This window comes from Bacillus sp. AFS040349 (genome assembly GCF_002577655.1).
Lineage (GTDB): Bacteria > Bacillota > Bacilli > Bacillales > Bacillaceae > Metabacillus.
In genome coordinates this window covers 47,326-69,375 of sequence record NZ_NUMC01000050.1, presented here as the reverse complement: position 1 = coordinate 69,375, position 22,050 = coordinate 47,326, and the positions used below count along the sequence as shown (strand labels likewise).

Below are 22,050 nucleotides of genomic sequence, written 5' to 3'. Positions count from 1 at the left end.
AAATCTTTTGACACTACCAACCTTTTAACTTATGCGTTTTGTCGCATAGCTCATAATCGCTTCTTGTGAAGCGTTTTCATAACTTAGTTCACCAGTAATTCTCCCCTCACACATAACAATGACTCTATGACTCATACGAAGAATCTCCGGTAATTCAGATGAGATCATAATTATAGACTTCCCTTGCTGCGCTAACTCATTTAGAAGTTTATAAATTTCTCCTTTTGCTCCAACATCGATTCCGCGAGTTGGTTCATCAAAAATCAAAACATCACAATCACGGGTTAACCATTTTGCAATAACCACTTTTTGCTGATTACCACCTGAAAGATTCTTCAAGAGTTGATTAATACTAGGAGTTTTTACCCCAAGCTTCTCGACCATTTCTTTGGATACTTCACTAATTTTATCATCATTAGCCCAACCAATAGGATTTAAAAACTCTTTAATAGATGAGATCGCTATATTCGTTTTCACGTCCATATCAACCATTAGACCAAATCTTTTTCTATCTTCTGATAAATAGCCTATACCATTTTCAACAGCATCATTTGGACTTTTTATCTGAACTTTTTCTCCATTAATAAAGATTTCACCAGAATCGATTCGATCCGCCCCAAAAACGGCACGAGCAACTTCTGTTCTACCAGCTCCCATTAATCCAGCAAAACCAAGTATTTCTCCTTTCTTCAAATTAAAGTTTATATCTTTTAGAACTTTACCACGGTTAAGATTCTTAACCTCTAAAACTACTTCATCAGTAACATTCTCTATAACTGGTTTTGAAGTACCATAAATCTGACGACCAACCATTAATGAGATAATCTTATCGATAGGAACCTCTTTCGTAATGACCGTATCTATGTATGTGCCATCCCTCATTACGGTAATACGATCTGTAATACGCTTTAACTCATCCATTCGATGTGAAATATAAACAATTCCTACACCATTACTACGTAATCGATTAATTATCTCAAATAAGGTTTCAATTTCCGAATCAGTTAAGGCAGCAGTAGGTTCATCCATTATTAGTACTTTCGCATTAAACGACAAAGCTTTTGCAATTTCAACCATTTGTTGCTTAGCAACTGTTAAATCAGAAATAAATGCACGAGGATCTAAATTTAAATTAAGTTGATCAAAAAGTTCCTGTGTTTTTCTATTAAGCTCGTTTTCATCCAAGAATAATTTAAACTTACTTCTAGGCTCACGGCCTATAAAGATATTTTGAGCAACTGTTAGGTCAGGCATTAAATTTAATTCTTGATGTATAATACTTATTCCTAAATTTTGTGCCATTTTCGTATCAGTGATTTCCACTTCTTTTCCTTGATAAATAATCCTACCTTCGTCTTTTTGATAAATACCTGTAAGCACTTTCATTAAAGTCGATTTTCCAGCCCCATTTTCACCAAGTAATGAATGCACTTCACCAGAGCATAATTCAAACTTTACATCAGATAGTGCCTTAACACCTGGAAAGCTTTTAGAAATTCCCTCCATCTTGAGTAAAACATTACTCATATTTTCACCATCCTTTATTTTGGTATATGTAGTAACTATCTGTGTTCTTTTGATAAAACCAGCATAAAAACTAATTTTACCCTGAGGTTTCTCAGTAATCTTCTATTATTATAAAATACTAAGCAAATAATTATGTTGGTTTTATCTTTGTTTTTCTTTCTTTTACTTTGTTAATGTTGATTATAAACAAATAAACTTCTAAAATCAATCTTTATTTTTTAAAAAATCAAAAAAATGTATTCGCTTCCAAAACGATCTTTTTACATAATTCTATATTTTTTTTAGATTTCCTCTATTCCCACTCAAAAAAATAGAAAAATAACCAAGTAAACTAAAACTATTGCTTTTTGGTATTTTTCTATTTTTTATTTTTTCCAACATTAAATTATGTGATAATATGAGAAAATCTTTTTTACTATTCTAAATATGCAAATCAATATCTTTTAACTTTAAATACAGTTCTTTGAATATTTTTAGTCTTTGTTGATAAATATCACCATGTTTTTCTAATGGCTCATAATGTTCCTTAAATCTTATTAATTTTTCCCCTTCTTCATAGTTACGATATAAACCAACACCTACTCCTCCAGCAATAGCTGCACCAAGTGAAGTTGCCTCAGAGCTTTTTTCACTTACATAAACTGGTCTTTGTAAAACATCACTTAGTACTTGGTTAAAGACCTTATTGTTTGACATACCGCCGATTAAATTATACTTAGTAGCTGGATCAGAAAAATTTAATATTTCTGCAATTCCGGTAAGGGAAAATGAAACGCCTTCCAAAACTGCCTTTAATAAATCAAACCTATTATGGTTTAAACCTATTCCGAAAAAGCTACTCCGAATCATATCGTTCCAAATAGGTGAACGTTCTCCTAGTAAATAAGGATGATAGATTACACCATTTGCGCCTGGGGGTACTTTAAGAAGTAATTTTTCAAATCTTTCATATTCTGGTTTTGATTCTAATTTTCCCCAATCCATTAAGGTAGAGAATTGTTTTATTGCCCATTCATATGCTGCACCAGCTGTTTTCATTGTCCCAAGTACATTATAATGTTTTTCATTTAAATCACAGATTGTAAAGACTCTTTTTTCAGAATCAATGTATGGCTCATTCGTAACTTTTGAAACCCAAGCAGTAGTCCCAATATTGATATAGCTATCTCCTACACTAAAACACCCAGCACCTATTGTCGCACATGCTCCATCCCCTCCTCCTATAACAACAGGGGTTCCTTGAAGCAAACCAGTTTCTTCATGTACGTCTTTTTTAATATGACCAATTATTGATGAAGAAGGCAGAATATCTGGCATTTTATTTTGGGATAGTTTTAACTCCGCAAAAAGCGGGTATTCCCATTCTTTTTTGGTTAAGTTCATCATTCCTGTTAACGAAGCATCCGAATAATCAGTAACACCAAGTGTTCCTGTCATTCGATATGCCAAATAATCTTTTGCTTGTAAAAAATAAGCAGTTTTCTTATAAACCTCAGGTAAATACTTTTTCAGCCAATATATTTTCAGAACAGGGTAGTGAGCATCAATTCGATTTCCGGTTAACTTGTATAATTGGTTTTCATTTATTATTTGAAAAACATCTGGTTCTACAGATTTACTCCTTGAGTCAGCATGAATAATAGAATTATATAATACCTCTCCATCCTTATTAACAGGCAAACACCCGTTCATATGGGCACTAAAAGAAACGACAGCAATGTTGGTTGGTGCTACATTTTGTAAAACTTCTTTTGTCGTTTCTACAACATTATCCCACCATCCATTTGGATCCTGTTCCGCGACACCTCCCTCTCCATATTTCGTAACAGTTAAGCGAGTGCTCGTTGCTATAATCTTGCCGTCGTCTTGAAAAACTGTACATTTATGATTTGTAGTTCCAAGGTCATGAGCTAAAATATAAGACTTCATGATATCACCTTTCTTAATTACGATAATAGAGATCTAAGATCGGCAAAACCTATTAAGCTTTAATTTTATTAACTTATGTTATTCTAAATTGGAAGTTACTAGTGTTTGATAAGTATTCCAGTCTTCGCTAAATTGTAAACGACCTTTATCTGTCATGGGGTGCTCAATCATTTGCATTAACACTCGGTAAGGCATAGTTACCGCTTTTGCTCCTAATGATGCAACATCAACAATATCATGACTTCCTCTTAAACTTGCTCCTATTACCTTTGTGGAAATATTTTGAACCTGAAATACATTCACTATGTCTTGGATAAGATTCAAACCGGACAAGCCAATATCATTAATTCTACCAACATAAGGACTAACATAGGCAGCACCTGCATTCGCAGCTAAAATTGCCTGTGAAACTGAATAAACAAGTGTCATATTTGTTTCAATTCCTTGATTCGTTAGAACTCTTGTGGCTTTTAGGGCTTCTCCACCCATCGGTAACTTAATAACTGGCTTATCTAATATTTCAATTATTTGCAGAGCTTCCTTTACCATTTCATCAGACGTATCACTTACAACTTGATACCATACCTTCCCATTAACAATTGAGTTTATCTTTGCCAAGACTTCTTTGTGTGGTAAGCTTTGTTTTGATAATATTGATGGATTGGTAGTAACTCCATCCAAGATCGATAAAGATTGAGCCTCCTCGATTTCATTTAAATTTGCTGTATCAATGTAAATTTCCATTATTACCACTCCTTTAATTTTAAATTTTTATTTAAATTGAGATTAACTCTCAAGTTTTACATAGGTTCTTTTCTTCCAAGCTCATCTAATCATTCTTTTTAGGAAAACGTTTATCAATAAGCTAAATTAACTGTAAAACTACTAAGGTCTCCTCTGTATCTGGCTATCGTATATTCAAAAGGTTGATTATTCCTTAAATACCCTGTTGTTTTGATTGACATAACAGCTGAACCAATTTCCACACTTAGACTACCTGCATCTATCTCCTCTACATTCTTAGCCTCTAAAACTCGTGTTGCCTTATCAATCTGCAGGTTATATTTACTACTCAATAATTCATAAAGAGACGAATTTGTTAGATCATCATCTTTTAAGGAAGGCGCCAGTTCTATTGGAACATATGTTGATACAAGAACAATAGGTTTGTTTTCAATTAATCTAATTCTTTCAATATAAGTAAAGCCACTAAAAGAAGATCCAAAAATACTCTCTAACATAGGTAAAGGGGACAATTGTTTTTGGGTGACAACCTGAGTTGTAAACGGAAGCCCCATTTGCTTCATATCATTATCAAAGCTTGTTAACGTTTCCAAAAACTGTTGAAATACTTTTGGTTTTGCAACAAAAGTTCCAAGTCCTTTCTTTCGAATTAATGATCCATCATTCACAAGCTCATTAAGTGCTTGTCGAACAGTAGGTCTACTAATTTCAAAAGATTCCGAAAGCTCCCTTTCTGAAGGAATAGCTTGCTCTGGTTGCAAGTATCCATTTTCAATAGAACTTTTAATAATATCCTTTAGTTGATAATAAAGAGGTAGTGGACTTTCCTTATTTATCTTTCCTTTTAGCATGTTGTTTTCACCTCATCGCTGGTAAGGATTAATGTTAAAGATGATAAGTTGTCTTTACCAGTAAGCTAATTAAATCATAAATTAAATTTAATTTTCAGTCAATAACAAAATGATTTTCTATAAAATACTTTTATTAATAATCAAACAGCCCTAATTTGGACTGTTTGATTTTTTACTTAATTCAGGTCTAATGAATGAAGCTAAACTGTTTTTCCACAGTATACAAAGAATGCACAGTATAGTTATCTTCATTCAAATATAAAGTTAATTTTTGATTTGGATAAATAAGATCACTATCAAGATCATTCCATACCTGAAGGGACTTAATTGATACATCATACTCACTGGATAGTCCCCAAAGTGTATCACCTTTCGTTACCGTAATAACCTTCTTCTGTGCCTCTTGTTCATTCATTGTTTTTTTCTTAGCTTCTTCTTGTATTTGATTTTGATCTTTTTTTTCATTTTCCTTATTTTCTTGATTAGCATGTGCAGTATGAGATTCAAATACAAATAAAGGATCTAATGCGTGTTCTTTTTCATACGTCCATTCACCTTCATGTAATTCAAAATGTAAATGTGTTCCTGTCGAAATTCCGGTGTTACCAATAATCCCCACTACTTGTCCCTTTTTAACAGTTTCACCTTCTTTAACATTTCGTTTTCTTAAATGAGCATAAACTGTTTCATAACCTTCTGGATGTTCTATAAAAACAACGTTTCCATATGAATCTGAATAATAAGATTTTGTTACTTTTCCATCTGAAACAGATACAATCTCCTCACCCTCCGGAGCAGCAATATCTATTCCTTTATGTTTTCCATCTCGTGTTCCAAATGTATCTGTTATCGTCCCATTAACAGGTTGTACCCATTGATCTTCTAGCTCTTTTATGTATGATTCTGCCTGCACATGTTTCTTTTCTATTACTAACATCCCAATCATAATACTCAAAGTTAATAAAACTAAACTCATTCTTCTAACTAGCATTTTTCTCCTCCTGTTACATTTTTTTGCTATATAGTTTTAATTAATAGCCATATCTTTAGAATTTTCCGAGGATTTGCCTTTTACATTAACCATATCTTTTAAATCTACTCAATGGTCATTGTATAAAGACCCGTCTTAAAAAGAAAACATGTGTAGTATGTAACTTTATTTTCCTAACTATACATAAAAAGAGACTCAAAATTTTGAGCCTCTTTTCCCTATTTAATCGGATTTGGTGAGTATGGCACCTCAATCGGGTTGGTAACATCCATAACACCAATCTTTTCTTCACTTATTCCATTAAACTTAACTGTCTTATATCCAAAATCTTTAGCCGTTAACAAGAGTGCTTCTAACATCATAATACTTTGTTCGTTGTTTTCAATTTTTGTATTATTATCAAATTCAATATTTAGTTGATTTTCTTTTTCTATAACATTAATCATTATATTATTTTCAATAGAAGGTGATAAATTGTATGCTGGTAATCCGTTCTTCATTAAATCAATTGCTTCAATCATATTCTTTAATGGCTGGGGGGAAGGTACGAGTAGTTTTTTCGTACTCTCATCGTGTTGATAAATAAGATAGGCTTTATTTCTTATTTGAGGAATATCTATTTCGGTTACTAATCCTGTATTTCCGAATAAAATACCTTCATTCCCATTTGTCGACAGATTGGCCTTTTTCACACCTATCCAACGAAATGTTTCTTGAATTGTTTCTTTAAACATTACTTCAGCTGAAGAAGAAGTGATTCCTCCCTCATCTTTATAATCAATATAAACTTCCCCTGGGTCTTCTTTTGAAGATAGTTCCGAATTTCTAAGCTCAAAGGAAACAGGTCCTAACTCATCAAAGAAATCCTCGGGTATAAACTCAAGTATTCTGTCTAGATTTTCTTTGCTGTTATTTCCTTGTAATGTAACTGGAATAACATTTTGGGCCATTTCATCAGTTAACCCAACTGTTACCACCTCTTCAGAATCAATAGCATAGGTGACATAAGTTATTTTTTCTTCATCTAGCAATATCTTCTCTTCCATATTTTCTATATCAAGAGCGACGTTTTCATTTTGGTCCTCAATTAAAACTGATTCATTTATGTTGTTTTCCTCTACTTCTGGTACTTCTGGTGCTTTTGCAGTTTCACGCTTTGAAGTTTCCTCTGAAGAAGTAGTGGCCATATCCATACTGCTTTCCTCACTAGAAGAAGTAAAGCCATTAAATATATATGGAGTCATAATTGCAAAAATCATAAGAGTTGCAACAGTAGCAATTGCAGGAGCAATCCAGGTTTTCGTTCTCTTTTTAACACTTTGTTTTAATTGTATCTGATGATAAATTTGATCAGCAGTCCGTTTATCCTTGACAGAGGGTAACTGCTGTAAAAGCTGCTCAACTTGCTCTTCATTCCACTCCCGTTTTTTCAATCGAAAGCCCCTCCTTTTCAGACAAATTGTTTATATGTTTTTGCAATTGCTTAATCGCACGGTGTTGGGTTGTTTTTACTTTACTTACTGTCCAACCTAATACCTCAGCTGTTTCCGTAATTGATAACTCTTGAATATATCGTAAAATAACGACACTACGTTGATCAATTGAACAGGAATTTAATGCTCTGTATATCCATTGAATCTGTTCATTTTGTATAGCTACCTCATCAGGTAATGGGTGCTGATCATCTTCAATCTGTTGTTTATCCCAATCAAATCGCTCTAGTATTCTTTGACGGATTGTTTTTTGTTTCCGAAACCAGTCAATGGCCACATGTCTGGCAATAGAAATAAGCCATGTTTTTTCACTGCTTCTACCTTCAAATTTGTCATACGATTTTAATACACGAATATAAACTTCCTGAACAAGATCCTCTGCTTGTTCACGGCTTTTTACCATATAAAACAAAAATTGAAAAAGATCATGATGATATTTTTCATATAATTGTTGAAAGGTATCCTCCATGAATTACCCTCCGTTCATTAATATAGTCGTAAAAAACACTGTAACGTTTCACATAAATAGCCCGTAATTTAAATGAAATATTTATGTAATATTTTCCACAACTAACTTCTACTTTACCATGTTTTATAGAACTATTATATATTTTATAATATGATTCTCTTAAACTCATAATTGCTTTCAAATCTTCATCATTTTACAATTCTCTTGTGCCTGTTCGCTCTTTTTCATCTAGCTTCGACACGTCTCTAAGTAAAGATCCGTTTTTCAAAACAAAAAATCGTATGGCTAATAAGTCGCATACGATTTTTTCCATCCGCTATATTATAGATCATTAGGAATCTTTTTTCTCTTTACTAGGAGACTTTGTTTTAAACACGAGAGCACTTCGCTCATATTCAACATCTTTAACACCTAAACGATGGTTAATGACCCTTGCAATCGCAAAAAAATAGTCAGATAATCGATTTAAATATTTTAAAGCCAATTCGTTTATTTCCATTTCTTTTTGTAAAGAAACCGTGCATCTTTCAGCCCGTCTTGTTACAGTTCTTGCAATGTGAACAGCTGCTGCTGCAGGGCTTCCACCTGGAAGGATGAATCGTTCTAATTCAGGGGCTTCCTTTACATAAGCATCAATACGTTTTTCTAGGAACTCAACCATTTCATTATTTGCTTTATAGGGGTATTTTTCTTTCACAACCGCTAAATCCCCTCCACAGTCAAACAACTCATGCTGTATTTTTTCAAGTTCTTGATATATATCTTCAAAAAGAGGTTCTGTTAGATGTGTCATCGCTTGACCAACAAAGCAGTTAGCCTCATCAATTGTCCCATAAGCTTCTACACGTAAATGATCCTTATCAACACGTCCTCCTATTATGCTCGTTTTTCCACTATCGCCTGTTTTTGTATATAAATTCATTTGTATCACTCCCCACAGTTTTTAACTTACTATTATTAAACCATGTGTATGTTTTAAGGTCTAATGAATATCTGTTAAAAATCAGACAATCTTGTTTCTTATGAAACAAGATTGTTCGTCAGTATTATTCAGATTCTAGCTTTTTTCGAGGCAAAAAGAAACTAAATGTCGTACCTTCACCTATTTTGCTATGAACAGTTATTTTCCCTTGGTGTGCTTCAACAATGTTTTTAACAATTGCTAATCCAAGACCTGTACCTGCTCTTCCTCTTGTTCTTGCTTTGTCTGCTTTATAGAAGCGTTCAAATACAAACGGCAGATCTTCTTCAGGAATTCCACTTCCAGAATCTTGTACATCCATTGCTAAGCCATCTTTTTCTGATGTTACAGTTATTGATACAATTCCATTTTCATTCGTGTGACGAATGGCATTATCTATTAAGTTCGTAAGCACCTGCTCAATTCGATCTGGATCTATTACATAATTGGTTTCATTAAGATGAAGATCTGTTTGAAGATTAATCATTTTATCCTTAGCAGGACCTTGGAATTTTCGGCTTATTTTGTCAATAAACTGTGGTATAGATACTTCATCCAAATTCAAGGATATATGTCCTGCTTCCATTCTAGCCAAATCTAATAATTCGTTAACAAGCCTTCCCATTCGTAACGATTCGTCATATATAACTTGAGCAATTTCCTTTTTCTCATCTTCCGTACTTGCAATGTCATCAACGATGGCTTCACTATATCCTTGCAACATGCTAATAGGTGTTCTAAGCTCGTGACTAACGTTAGCAATGAAATCCTTTCGCAGCTTATCAAGTCGACGTTCTTCTGTCATGTCTCGTAGAACTGCAACAGCTCCTCTTACATATGATTGATTATATAAGGGTGTCATTAAAATAACCCAGCTTCTTCCTTGTATCATAATTTCAGTCATTTGTTCTTTTTCAGTGTTAACAACTCGTTGAAATAAACCTTTTGCTTCAGGTGGGAGCTCTTCATCATTTTTGACTAGCATTCCCTGCTCGTAATACCAGGCTTGTAAAAATCTTTCAGCAGGTGGGTTTGTTACTAAGATCGTACCATCAATATTTAAAGTGATAACACCATCAGCCATACTGCTTAAAATATTTGTTAAATGCTCTTTTTCCTGATTAAGAGCGTTAATATGAAACTTAAGCTGTTTTCCCATCTGATTAAAGGCTATTCCTAACTCCCCAATTTCATCGTTTGACATAATAGGAACTTTTGATTCGAATTTCCCCCTTGCCAGCTCCTGAGCTACCTCACGCATTTTTCTTAATGGATAGGTGATTCTTGTTGATAAGAAGAAGGCAAAAATAGTCGTTAAGATGATGGCAACTCCAGCGGCTAGGATAATATATTTTGTTGTCTCTTTTGTTGTTTCGTGAACTGCTTGAAGAGATTGCGAAATATAGACTGCTCCTTTTTCAGTATCTGACACCTTATATGGAATACCAACAATTAGTACCTCTTCTTCACCGTTAGCAAAAACATCATTTGGAGAATCTAAATTTGTGCGTTTACTAATTTTCTTTCCTTCTGTAAGAGGTAATGATAATTCTTGATCATCTTTTATATCTTCAAATTCTAAATGAGGCAGATCTTCGTCTATGATAGGCGAGTTCCAGTAAGAATCTTTATCTTCAATAATTAAAATATGAGTTAATTCATCTGTTAATTCCCACGCAATTGATCTTGCTAAAGATTGATCCTCATGACTTTCCATTATGGCAGAAACCTTTGTACTTAATTGTTGTAATTCATTTTCCGCTTCATCCACATGGTAATTTTCAATAAACTCCAGCATTAAAATCGTTAATACAAATAAAACAAAGGAAACGAGTAAAAGTATCGTTCCCCACAGTTTCCCTACTACACTTCTCCAGAGAATCATGTATGATTTACCTCAAATTTATACCCTACTCCCCACACCGTAACAATCATCTTTGCTGCCTCTGGAGAAACTTTACTCAACTTCTCTCTTAATCGTTTAACATGTGTATCCACTGTTCGTAAGTCACCAAAAAATTCATATTGCCATACTTCCTTCAATAATTTTTCCCGATCATACACTTTATCTGGAGTTTTTGCCAGAAAATACAATAATTCATATTCTTTAGGAGTTAAACTAACTTCATTTCCATCTGCAGTTACTCTATGTGCATCATGATCTATTGATAAATGAGGAAAAACGATTACATTTTTTGCTTTTGTTTCTGTTTTCAAATATGACGTTTGAGAAGATCTTCTAAGTAATGCTTTTACCCTTAAAACAACTTCTCTCGGACTGAAAGGTTTTACAATATAATCGTCCACACCCGCTTCAAAGCCTTGTACTCTGTTTGCTTCTTCACCTTTTGCTGTTAACATAATAATCGGTGTTGCCTTTTTTTCACGTAATTGCTTGCATACCTCAACACCATCAATACCAGGCATCATTACATCTAACATAATTAAATCGTATTCATTGTTCAATGCTAATTCAAGTGCTTCATCACCGTTCTCAGCTTCTTCAATTTCATAATTTTCTCTTTCTAAATACATCCGTAAAAGTCGACGAATACGATCTTCATCATCAACGACTAAAATTCTGGCAAATTGGTTCTCTTCCATAATAAGAACCCTCCTTATAGGTAAGTGTTTCATATTTGGTATTTAATCATTATGTATATATTAAGAGTATAACAAAAAGCCTTCACTGCAAAGAGTGAAGGCTTTATTAGCAGTGTTTATACTGATTGTATGTTTATAGCTGATTATTTTGCTATTATTAGGCCAACTTAAAGCAATTATGCATATGAATGTAAGCCTGCAATAACTAAGTTAACAAAGATCAAGTTAAACATTATGATCGCAAAACCTACAACTGCAAGCCAAGCTGATTTTTCTCCATGCCATCCTTTTGATAATCGAAGATGCAAATAAGCTGCGTAAAATAACCATGTAATAAGTGCCCATACCTCTTTAGGATCCCAACCCCAGAACCTTGTCCAGGCAATCTGAGCCCAAATCATCGCAAAGATAAGTGCCCCAAGGGTAAACACTGGAAACCCAATAGCTACAGAACGATATCCTATTTCATCAACAAGCTCAAGATTTACATTTTTGGTAAATGGCTTGATCATTTGTCCGATGCGTTTTCGGAATATAAGTCGAACTAGCCCATATAGAATTGTACCAACAATAACTGACCAAATAACTGTGTTAAGCTTAACTGCAGATATGATCGCAGGCATGTCAACTAATGGTTCAAACTTTCCATCTGTCACTAGTTCGCCCTTATGAGGCCCTACTAATGCCGGAATATTATAAGTCATAACAACTTCTTGCTCATTTTTATCAATCCAGTTAAAATCAGCTTGATAATCAAGACCTCTAAATGTACTTGTTACAATAATGAATCCTAGCGTTACAACAAGGACGTACATAATAAATTCCAACCAAAAGGTTTTCTTTGATGATTTTGTTTGATCTACAACTGTCACAAGATGAATAATCCCTGCCACAGCACTAATAGCTAATATTGCTTGCCCTAATGCAGCCGTTGTCACATGAATATATAACCAATGGCTTTGTAGTGATGGGATTAGTGGATTAATATCCGTTGGAAACATACTACCGTATGCAATAATTAATACGACAATAGGTAGAGTAAATAAACCTAAGATTGCCACCCTATAAATAAAGAATAAAATAATAAAAGCAAGAACAAGCATCATACCAAAAGCTGTTGTAAATTCAAATAAGTTACTAACAGGTGCATGTCCTGATGCAATCCATCTTGTGATGAAGTAGCCTAGTTGTGATAAGAACCCTAAGATGGTTGCTGCAACGGCTACAATTGTCCATTTACTTGTTTTATCCGACTTATTTCTTTTATCTCGAATAGAGCCACCGAATAAAAAGATAGCGACTAAATAGATAATAAAAGCAATCTCTAATAATGTACTACTTAATGCTGCCACAATTTCCCCTCCTTTAACACTATTCTTTTTCTTTCTGATCTTTAGGCAAGTTTAAAGCTGTATCTTCTACCAAAATTTTAAGCTCTTTAGATAGACCATACCAGTTTTTATTTGTATGACCAGCAATTAAAACTTTGTCTTCTTCCCGCTTTATCCAGATTCGTCGGTGATTCCAATACATTCCTTGAATGACACCGATCATAAAGATCGCTCCACCAACACCTAGTATCCACAGTGTTAAATCTTTTCGAACAGTTAGCGCCGTCAAATCTTTCGTTTCTATACCTTCAAACTTCATTTTATATTTATTTTCTCCTGAAGGTTCAATTGTCTGCTGAATAGCTACAAAACTAGACTCACCCTCAGGAGTCTCAGGAGTAAACATTTTAAAAACAAAAGCTGGATTATCAGGTATTCTCGTTTTCGTCGCAGGTACACCCTCTTCATCAAAATAGAAGTCTGGTAAATACGTTGAGACTACAACTTTGTATCCATTACCTAAATCATATTCTGTTTGAGGGTCTAATAGATCTACCATGATTTTCCCATAGCTTTTTTCAGTTTCTTTATCTATTAAACTAAATGTCATTTTATTTAGTTCATTTAGTTTATAGTCCACTTGATAAAGAGAAAAGGATTCAAATTTCAACGGCTCATTTACTCTAATTTCTTCTTCCTTAACTTCTGTTAACTCAGGTGTTGCTCCATGTACAATTTCGCCTTTTCTTTCATACAAGACAACATCTGATTGGAAATTTTTCACTACACTACCGTCTCCAACACGTGTTATGGCTTCTTCAAAAACTTCACTTTCTTTGTCTTTCTCGTAAACTTCCATAATAAAATCTTTGTTTTCAAGATAATAACGACCTTCTGTACCAGGAATTACCGCTGTTTCCCCTTCTCTAACCCACAGTACCTCATCAACATACATTCCTGGAACAAAGCGAAGCATAGCACCAAATAAAAAGAGTATTAGCCCACAATGATTCACATAGGGACCCCATCTTGAGAATCGACCTTTTTCAGCTAAAATATTTCCGTTTTCCACTCGAACACGATAGCGCTTTGAAGTTAAGCGTTTTTTTAATAATTCTACATCATATTCATTTGTCACTGTGGAAGAATACAGTCTTTGGCGTTTCATAAATGAGGCATGTCTTGTGACCCCTTGCTTTTTTAACGCTCTGTATAAAGGAACAAAGCGGTCTAAGCTGGCTATCACTAGGGAAATCCCAATTGAAGCTACTAAGATCATGTACCACCATGATCCATATAAATTATGAAAACCTAATTCATAATAGAGTTGACCAAGAAAGCCATATTCATCTTTATAAAACTCACTTGCTGTCACAGATGGCGGGATGTACATCTCCTGCGGAAACACAGTTCCTAACGCAGAAGCTAATAAGGTTAAGAAGATTAACCACACCCCTACCTTTACAGAGGAAAAGAAGTTCCAAATTTTATCGACAAATGTTTTTTTATATGTTTGAGAGCGCCTTGCAGACCCTTCATATTTCATATCCAATAGTTTTTTATCTTCTTTTTTCTCTTTTTCTCCTATTGGATTACCACAAGATTCACATAATAGAGTTCCTTCCGGATTTGCATGACCACACTCACATGTTACCTTATTCATGCTGAAAACTCCCCGTTTTAAGGTTTTATCTGTTCCATATAATCTCTAATCATTCTTTCTGTTAAGGTTCCTGAAGTAATATCGACTACAACTCCTTCAGGATTAATCAAAAAGGTTGTTGGTAATGGTCCAACTCCGTATGCGTTTAATACTTGACGATCTTTATCAAGAGGAATTGGGAAAGATAAGTCATGTTTGTTAACGAAGCTCTGAACAGCAACGTTGACTCAGCAATATTTACTGCTAACACTTCTACTCCCTGATCCTTATAATAATCATATTGGTTGTCCATATACGGCATTTCTCGCTCACAGGGCTTGCACCATGTTCCCCAGAAGTTTAAGAACACTCCTTTTCCTTTGTAATCAGAAAGTTGATGCTCTTTTCCTTCTAAATCTACTAAGACAAAATCAGGAGCTTTTGAACCAACCTTTACCTTTTCTTTACTAACAAAAAAGTTTGAATATAGCGTATATCCTAATGCACCAATTAATAAAATTAATATGATAGAGCGCATAAGTAAACGGTTTTTCTTCATTTACATACTCCCCTACTATTCCAACATTCTAGGTCATTATATCACTATCCAATTACACGATATGATCAATTTTTTGAAGTTTATGTGAAAATTACTATGCCTGTTTTCCGTGTTGTGCAAGAGCTCGAAGCTGTTTTACTTCGTGTGGAGTTAGCTCCCTAGAATCACCTGTTGCAAGTCCACTTAAATTTAAAAAGGCGAATCTTTCTCTTTTGAGTTTCATTACCGGATGACCAATCGCTTCAAGCATACGTCTTACTTGACGATTACGTCCTTCATGGATTTTTAATTCTACAATACTTGTTCCCTTCTTTTTATCAACAGATAATACTTTCACATGTGCAGGTGCTGTTTTCCCATCTTCAAGATGAATACCTCGCTCAAGCTGACGAACCTTTTCTCTTGTTGGGATCCCTTTTACTTTCGCAACATAAGATTTCTCTACTTCATATTTTGGATGCATTAATATATTGGCAAATTCACCATCATTTGTTAATAAAAGGACTCCAGATGTATCATAGTCCAGTCTACCGATTGGGTAGATTCTCTGTTTAATGTAAGGGAAAAAGTCTGTAACAACCTTTCTACCTTTATCATCCTTAACAGCTGAAATAACACCAGTGGGTTTATAAAGAAGTAAATAAACAGGTTCTTCCCGCTCTAGTGGAATTCCTTCAACTTCTACTCGGTCTTGATCCGTAACTTTAATTCCAAGTTCCTTCACAACTTTCCCGTTCACTTTTACTTTTCCTTCTAAAATTAATTCCTCAGCCTTACGTCTAGAAGCTATACCAGCATGAGCAATTACCTTTTGTAAGCGTTCCATCACTTTCACCTCGATAACATATTACTGCTTTCTATGTATTTTCACAAGTTACGACAATTAGGATGCTCGATTTAAGTTATTCTTTATTCCTAAATAAAAAAACCTTAGTTAATAATAACAAGCTAAAATAATAGATACATCAGTTTCAAACCTGTTCGACAAAATTTTGCTTTATCATCATACCATAATTTCTAGAGTATGTAGTAATGACTCATTTAAATTTCTTATGCTATCGCCTATAAAAACTTATCCTTTCTAATAGAACAAAAGAAAAGAACTTGACCTGAGCCAAGTTCCTAGTAATCCTATGCAAATAATAATGTGACAATCACGATTGCTGCAATAATTCCAACGAGATCTGCAAGTAATCCTACTTTTAATGCATCCCCCATTTTTCTAATTCCTACTGCTCCAAAATAGACCGTTAAAACATATAATGTCGTGTCAGTACTTCCTTGCATTGTTGCAGCTAACATTCCGATAAAAGAATCTGGCCCATATGTTGCAATAATATCGGAAGTTAATCCAAGTGCAGCTGTACCGGATATCGGTCTGATAAATGCTAAAGGCACTATTTCTGCAGGTATATTTAACAGTTCTAATGCAGGTTTCATAAAATTCATAAGAAACTCTAAAGCACCTGAAGCTCTAAATACAGAAATTGCGACTAACATACCTACAAGATAAGGTATGATCGAGAAGGAAATAGTAATTCCTTCTTTACCACCTTCAACAAATGATTCGTAGGTAGGTACCTTCTTTAAAGTACCGTAAATAAGAATAAACCCAATAATAACAGGTATAATCCATAATGAAATGACTCCTATAATCCCCATGCTCGATCACCCTTTTCTTTTTCTCCTGTAATAAAAGAATCGATCTATCATGATTGCCCCTGCAGTTGATAGAAATGTAGCAATTAAGGTTGGCCCTACTATACTAGTAGGTGACGATGAGCCATAGGTCATCATAATAGCAATGACTGTAGTTGGAATTAAGGTTAAACTTGAAGTATTAATAGCTAAAAAGGTAATCATGGAACGACTTGCTTTGTCAGATCCTCCATTTAATACTTTAAGCTGTTCCATCGCTTTAATACCAAGAGGTGTTGCTGCATTACCCAATCCAAAAAGGTTTGCCATCATATTTGAAAGCATATACCCCATAGCAGGATGATCTGGTGGTACCTCTGGAAATAGCCTTGTCACAATCGGCTTAAACAAATTACCTAGTTTCTCTAATAATCCAGCTTGTTCAGCAACCTTCATTAAACCGAGCCAAAATACCAACACACTAATGAATCCAATCGAAATGGTGACTGCCTCTTTTCCACCTTTAAAAATTGCTTCGTTCACTTCATCCATTGTTCCATTAAACATGGCAAAAACAATACCAATGACTGTTAATAACACCCATATTAAATTAACCATTAACTAACACCTGTTGTTGCAAAAAATAAGTTTTTAAAAAGATCCCAAAATGAACCTTTAGGTTTTTCTACCTTTCCGTTATCAAAATAAATCGGGATGTCAGCTATCTCTCTCTCTTCTACTTTGACAGATAGTTCACCTACTACGTTTGGAACTTTTTCAAGGTCTTCCCATTCTTCTTGCGGTTTTTGCAATGAAATATTTATTCGAACATTTTCCTGCTCATCTTTTGTAAGCGGATAAAGGACATCGCGGGTTATAAAAACTTTATCATCATAGAATTCATTTTCTATATCATCAAGTGTACCTTGATGCTTAAGATTCACTAACTCATAATTGTTAAATGCATAGTTATGGAGATTCATATGATCCTTCCAATCATCTGGATCATTTAGAGTTACCACAATAGTATCCATTCCGTCTTTTGACGCTGTTGAAACCAAAGTTCTTTTTGCTCTAACTGTATAACCCGTTTTCCCCCCTGTACTATATTTATAAAGGCTTGTTAACAATTTGTTTTTGTTATGCCATACTCTGTCCCATTTTTCATTAGGATTAGGAGCTTTATGAGTTTCTGTCCCAGAGATTTCTTGATAGGTCTCATTCTTCATCGCATATTGAGTTAAAATGGCCATATCATAAGCTGTTGAATAGTGATTTTCATGATCATCAAGTCCATGAGGATTAGCAAATTCAGTATTTGTCATCCCAATTTCTTCTGCTTTTTGATTCATCATGACCACAAACCCCTCAAGACTGCCTCCTACATGTTCAGCTATAGCAACTGCTGCATCATTACCAGAACGAAGCATCAGTCCATAAACCAAATCTTCTAGTTTAATTTTCTCTCCCTTTTGTAAATAAACTGATGACCCCTCAGCTTGAATAGCTTTTTCACTTACTGTTACCATTTCATCTAGTTTTTTAGACTCGATAGCGAGAATAGCCGTCATGATTTTTGTTATACTAGCAATACGCATCTTTTTATTTGCTTGCTTTTCATAAAGAATTCTTCCAGATTCCTGCTCTATTAAAACAGCAGTTTGAGCACTAACACCAACAGCAGATGTTTGCTTAGGAACGATTCCCATTAACAAAAAAATGATGATAAAACCTGCTGTCACTTTCTTAATATGCGGCATAATACATCCACGTCCCCTTACTCGTTCGTTTTGTACAAGTTTATGCACGTGGACAAAGCTTATGAATGAAAATTTGGAAAAACTAAGGCTTTCACCAATCCATAATGGTGAAAGCCTTAGTTTTTTTATATCCATAGAAGCTGAATTTAAAAATGTGACTGAACACCAAAGTCTATTTCTTCACGGATTGTAGTGAAATCCTCTTCCAAGGATTGAATAAATCGAACAAATGAGGGAGGTGCTGCTTGTCTAAAAACAATCATTTCTGAGTTAGTATAAGAACAACGACTATCTTCAAACCACGTGTCATTTTTTGGATGAAAAAACCTTTCAATACACTGATAATAAATTTTTTCAAATAGCTGTCTTCCGTGAGAGGGTGATATAAAAGGACTTCTTATCATTTGACGACAAGCATCAAGCGCTTCCTCACAAAATACTAATAAACTTCGTGCTGCTCTTAATAGCTCAAGTAAATATGATCTTTCTCCCTCACCTTCATCTTCTAAAGACAGTATCGTGATTGAATTCATGTAATTTGTCATTTTCTCCACTACATTTTCTAAAAAGAATGCCACTTTTTCTGTCTCAGCTTTAACTAATGTGTTGTCCATAGGACACATCCTCTTCCCTTCAAGTAGCAATATTATTAAACTGTTTATTTACCTCATATGTCTTCATTAAAATATTATTACTTTCATATAAAAAAAGACTGCCCAATTTAAAATATTTCCCCTCTATCTAGGAAAGATATCTTAAATCAGCAGTCAATATTATTTTAATTCCTCTAAAGTTTCATTAAATTTTTCAAAGAATAAATCTGCTTCTTCTTGTTCAAATGCATCATCCGTCTTCTCTGGAAGTGGCGGAAGTTCTTTAATTGATTTTAGACCAAAATACTCTAAAAATTCTTTTGTCGTACCATAAAGAATTGCCCGTCCAGTTCCATCAGCTCTCCCCACCTCTTTAATTAAGATCTTGGAAACGAGCGTTTGAATAGGTCTTTCTGTTTTCACACCGCGAATTTCTTCTATTTCTGCTCTTGTGATCGGCTGTCGATACGCCACAATTGCTAATGTTTCCAAAGCTGCTTGTGAAAGTGAAGCATTTCCTGGGGATTCAACTAATTTTTTCAAATATGTTGCATGTTCTTTTTTTGTTGTTAGTTGATAATGTCCTGCAACTTCAACAAGCTCTATTCCTCGGTTTTTTTGATTATAACTGTCAGAGAGCTCACTTAAGATATCCTTAACTTCTTGTTCTTCTAGCTCCAACACCATCGCTAACTGTTTTAGGGAAAGACCCTCGTCCCCTGAAGCAAATAACAATGCTTCAACGATTGAATTCCACTCAATCACACCTAAGGCCATGAATTATTCACTCCCCATTATATAAATATCTGCAAAATTATTTTCTTGTTCAATTAAAATTAAACGAGATTTCATTAATTCTAATATAGCCAAAAAAGTAACAACTAAATGATCTTTACTGTTTGAAGAAAACAAATCACTAAAACGGCGTCTACCTGAATGTGTGCGCAAATCAGTGAGAATCTCTTCCATCCTCTTCTCAATCGGAATTTCTTGACGAGCAATTTTTGTTTGTACAGGCTTTTGAATTTTTTTTCTCCGAAGCATCTTTTGAAAAGCCCCTAACATATCATAAATGGTTACATTTAAAGAGTCGATTTGCTGCTGTGAATCTGAAACATACTCACTCAAGTCACTTGGAGCCTTTGTGAAAACTTGGGAGCGACCTTCTTCAAGAGTTCTTAAATCATCTGCAGCTTCTTTATATTTCCTGTATTCAATTAATCTTCTCATTAATTCTTCACGTGGGTCTTCTTCTGCTTCTTCACCAAATTCATCCTCAAATAGCTCTTCTTCTTGTTTAGGAAGAAGCATTCTACTCTTAATAGAAAGAAGCGTTGCAGCCATAACTAGATACTCTGACGCAATATCAAGGTGAAGCTCCTGCATCGTGTGAATATAAAGCATATATTGTTCCGTTATTTCTGAAACAGGTATATCATATATATCAATTTCTAAGCGATTTATTAAGTGAAGTAACAAGTCTAAAGGACCTTCAAAAGCATTAATTTTAACATGATATTGCAAATTCTATCCCACCATTCTTACAACTAGCCACCATATAGTATAGAGCAATTTTTCGACATGTCCAATAGTTATTTCATTCGTTTGATCATAAGTTGGCAATGATCAATTAAATAAGCCATTTTCAATTATTTAAATAAAAATACCCTGTTTCTAGTCATTAGCCCATACACATCAGCGTTTTGCTCATATATTACAAGTGTAACAGCTAATCATTAAGGAGGAATAAAACATGGGTGAACATGGTTTTAACTATGGCGGAGGATTCGCGTTAATCGTTGTATTGTTTATTTTATTAATTATCGTTGGTGCTGCTTGGTTATAATAGCAACAAGAAAGCTGCTGACATTCAGCAGCTTTTAATCTGTTTTCGGAAAAATTTATGGTACACTACTTACACAAATTAATTATGGTGGAGGTGAAACAACTATGTATGATGCTGCATACATTGATTATCTCATTTATTTTCACTGTGAAAGAGACTATTTTGAATGTCATGAGGTGTTAGAGGAACACTGGAAACAGGATCCACCGAAAGAAAGAAAAAAACATTGGGTGGGCTTCATTCAAATTGCTGTTTGTGCTTATCATCATAGAAGGGGAAATTTTGCAGGGGCTTTGAAAATGATATCAAATGCGATACATATCCTCGAAAATGATTCATTAAATATCAAGAAATTAGGCTTACATAATGAGGAGTTAATTAAAACACTAAAGAAACGTAAACATGAAATTCTTAATCATAAACCCTACTATAGTTTTAACCTACCTATAAGAGACGATAAATTAATGAGTCTTTGCCTAAAGCGTTGTTCTGAGAAAAACCTTAGTTGGGGTGTGGATAGCGACTTAACTGATGAATTTTTGTTACATAAACATACAAAACGTAATCGCACAGATATTATTAATGAAAGATTGCACCAGCTGAAAATCCGTAAAAATAAAAATTGAAATGAAGAAGCCGGAAATCACAATGATTTCCGGCTTCTTTTTAACAATCCTTACACTTTTCGAAAAAAGCTTCAGTTTCGTCATTTGGAACAACTGATTTGTTTTTAAAGAGGTCGATGAGTGCATTTACCATCTTTTTGCCGATACCTTGTTGTCGGTGAGAAGGATTAACTGTTATGTGTTGTACTTCCACCGTATCTTCACCTTTAAATATAACACCAATAGCACCTATAATGTCTTCATCTTGCTTCCAGAGAAACAACTGCCATTCATCTACTGTTTCATACTGTTTTATTGTTTGCTGTAATTGCTTTAAGTCTTTTTCTGCAGGCATAAAAGACAGTAAGCCCATTGCAATCTTTTCAAAACTTTTTTTAAAGCGAATTAACATAGATACCCCTCATTAACGAATTAGCTTCCTCTAAGAAAGCAAAAGTATTAAATCGATAAAACCTATACATATTTTCCCAAAAATTAAAAATCACT

General features: G+C 34.2%; 21 protein-coding genes and 2 pseudogenes. 2 read left to right on the top strand and 21 right to left on the bottom strand.

Annotation, left to right across the window (positions count from 1 at the left end; all coding sequences use genetic code 11):
* Positions 1–24: 24 nt before the first annotated feature.
* The 20 genes and pseudogenes from COD11_RS12380 to COD11_RS12285 form a co-directional block, all read right to left on the bottom strand.
* Complete coding sequence (locus tag COD11_RS12380; RefSeq protein ID WP_098797231.1) at positions 25–1,527, bottom strand: sugar ABC transporter ATP-binding protein; 1,503 nt, start codon at positions 1,525–1,527, stop codon at positions 25–27.
* 420 nt (positions 1,528–1,947) lie between these two features.
* Positions 1,948–3,456 carry a xylulokinase gene (locus tag COD11_RS12375; RefSeq protein WP_098797230.1) on the bottom strand — a complete coding sequence of 503 codons (1,509 nt, stop codon included), beginning with the start codon at positions 3,454–3,456 and terminating at the stop codon, positions 1,948–1,950.
* Positions 3,457–3,534: 78 nt separating this feature from the next.
* Positions 3,535–4,200 (bottom strand): transaldolase family protein, encoded by a 666-nt coding sequence (locus tag COD11_RS12370; RefSeq protein ID WP_098797229.1) that lies wholly within the window; start codon positions 4,198–4,200, stop codon positions 3,535–3,537.
* Positions 4,201–4,313: 113 nt separating this feature from the next.
* Entirely contained in the window at positions 4,314–5,051 is a 738-nt protein-coding gene (locus COD11_RS12365) for a GntR family transcriptional regulator (protein ID WP_098797228.1), read from the bottom strand.
* Positions 5,052–5,316: 265 nt separating this feature from the next.
* A pseudogene (locus COD11_RS12360) lies at positions 5,317–6,042 on the bottom strand (peptidoglycan DD-metalloendopeptidase family protein); the annotation flags it as partial.
* A gap of 218 nt (positions 6,043–6,260) precedes the next feature.
* Positions 6,261–7,475, bottom strand: a complete 1,215-nt coding sequence (locus COD11_RS12355; protein ID WP_098797226.1) for a hypothetical protein — start codon at positions 7,473–7,475, stop codon at positions 6,261–6,263.
* Positions 7,453–8,004, bottom strand: coding sequence for an RNA polymerase sigma factor SigX (gene sigX / locus COD11_RS12350; RefSeq protein ID WP_098797225.1), 552 nt, complete (start codon positions 8,002–8,004; stop codon positions 7,453–7,455). Before sigX ends, COD11_RS12355 begins: the two co-directional genes overlap by 23 nt.
* A 331-nt stretch (positions 8,005–8,335) precedes the next feature.
* On the bottom strand, positions 8,336–8,926 hold the full coding sequence (locus tag COD11_RS12345; RefSeq protein ID WP_098797224.1) for a cob(I)yrinic acid a,c-diamide adenosyltransferase: 591 nt from the start codon (positions 8,924–8,926) through the stop codon (positions 8,336–8,338).
* A gap of 124 nt (positions 8,927–9,050) precedes the next feature.
* Complete coding sequence (locus tag COD11_RS12340; protein ID WP_098797223.1) at positions 9,051–10,850, bottom strand: ATP-binding protein; 1,800 nt, start codon at positions 10,848–10,850, stop codon at positions 9,051–9,053.
* The gene (locus tag COD11_RS12335) at positions 10,847–11,569 is read right to left on the bottom strand and encodes a response regulator transcription factor (protein WP_098797222.1); all 723 of its coding nucleotides are present in this window, start codon (positions 11,567–11,569) and stop codon (positions 10,847–10,849) included. The genes COD11_RS12340 and COD11_RS12335 overlap by 4 nt, the downstream gene beginning before the upstream one ends.
* Positions 11,570–11,745: 176 nt before the next feature.
* On the bottom strand, positions 11,746–12,921 hold the full coding sequence (ccsB, locus tag COD11_RS12330; protein ID WP_098797221.1) for a c-type cytochrome biogenesis protein CcsB: 1,176 nt from the start codon (positions 12,919–12,921) through the stop codon (positions 11,746–11,748).
* Positions 12,922–12,940: 19 nt separating this feature from the next.
* Positions 12,941–14,563, bottom strand: a complete 1,623-nt coding sequence (gene resB, locus COD11_RS12325; RefSeq protein WP_098797220.1) for a cytochrome c biogenesis protein ResB — start codon at positions 14,561–14,563, stop codon at positions 12,941–12,943.
* A 17-nt stretch (positions 14,564–14,580) separates the two neighbouring features.
* Positions 14,581–15,101: pseudogene (gene resA, locus COD11_RS12320) on the bottom strand (thiol-disulfide oxidoreductase ResA).
* A 94-nt stretch (positions 15,102–15,195) separates the two neighbouring features.
* Positions 15,196–15,927 (bottom strand): 23S rRNA pseudouridine(2605) synthase RluB, encoded by a 732-nt coding sequence (rluB, locus tag COD11_RS12315; RefSeq protein WP_098797219.1) that lies wholly within the window; start codon positions 15,925–15,927, stop codon positions 15,196–15,198.
* A 305-nt stretch (positions 15,928–16,232) separates the two neighbouring features.
* Positions 16,233–16,763 carry a spore maturation protein gene (locus COD11_RS12310; RefSeq protein WP_098797218.1) on the bottom strand — a complete coding sequence of 177 codons (531 nt, stop codon included), beginning with the start codon at positions 16,761–16,763 and terminating at the stop codon, positions 16,233–16,235.
* Between the two features lie 6 nt (positions 16,764–16,769).
* Complete coding sequence (locus COD11_RS12305; RefSeq protein ID WP_098797217.1) at positions 16,770–17,357, bottom strand: nucleoside recognition domain-containing protein; 588 nt, start codon at positions 17,355–17,357, stop codon at positions 16,770–16,772.
* Positions 17,357–18,499: a D-alanyl-D-alanine carboxypeptidase family protein gene (locus tag COD11_RS12300; RefSeq protein ID WP_098797216.1), complete on the bottom strand. Its 1,143-nt coding sequence runs from the start codon at positions 18,497–18,499 to the stop codon at positions 17,357–17,359. Before COD11_RS12300 ends, COD11_RS12305 begins: the two co-directional genes overlap by 1 nt.
* A gap of 146 nt (positions 18,500–18,645) precedes the next feature.
* Positions 18,646–19,113 (bottom strand): DUF3907 family protein, encoded by a 468-nt coding sequence (locus COD11_RS12295; RefSeq protein ID WP_098797215.1) that lies wholly within the window; start codon positions 19,111–19,113, stop codon positions 18,646–18,648.
* A gap of 159 nt (positions 19,114–19,272) precedes the next feature.
* Positions 19,273–19,869 carry an SMC-Scp complex subunit ScpB gene (gene scpB, locus COD11_RS12290; RefSeq protein ID WP_098797214.1) on the bottom strand — a complete coding sequence of 199 codons (597 nt, stop codon included), beginning with the start codon at positions 19,867–19,869 and terminating at the stop codon, positions 19,273–19,275.
* Between the two features lie 3 nt (positions 19,870–19,872).
* Positions 19,873–20,616: a segregation/condensation protein A gene (locus COD11_RS12285; protein WP_098797213.1), complete on the bottom strand. Its 744-nt coding sequence runs from the start codon at positions 20,614–20,616 to the stop codon at positions 19,873–19,875.
* 229 nt (positions 20,617–20,845) lie between these two features.
* On the opposite strand from COD11_RS12285, the gene COD11_RS12280 reads away from it, so the two are divergent.
* Both COD11_RS12280 and COD11_RS12275 read left to right on the top strand, forming a co-directional pair.
* Positions 20,846–20,938, top strand: a complete 93-nt coding sequence (locus COD11_RS12280) for a YjcZ family sporulation protein (protein WP_098797212.1) — start codon at positions 20,846–20,848, stop codon at positions 20,936–20,938.
* Positions 20,939–21,042: 104 nt separating this feature from the next.
* Entirely contained in the window at positions 21,043–21,564 is a 522-nt protein-coding gene (locus COD11_RS12275; RefSeq protein WP_098797211.1) for a DUF309 domain-containing protein, read from the top strand.
* Between the two features lie 40 nt (positions 21,565–21,604).
* Here the strand turns inward: COD11_RS12275 and COD11_RS12270 are convergent, their stop codons facing one another.
* On the bottom strand, positions 21,605–21,955 hold the full coding sequence (locus COD11_RS12270) for a GNAT family N-acetyltransferase (RefSeq protein WP_098797210.1): 351 nt from the start codon (positions 21,953–21,955) through the stop codon (positions 21,605–21,607).
* Positions 21,956–22,050 lie beyond the last annotated feature (95 nt).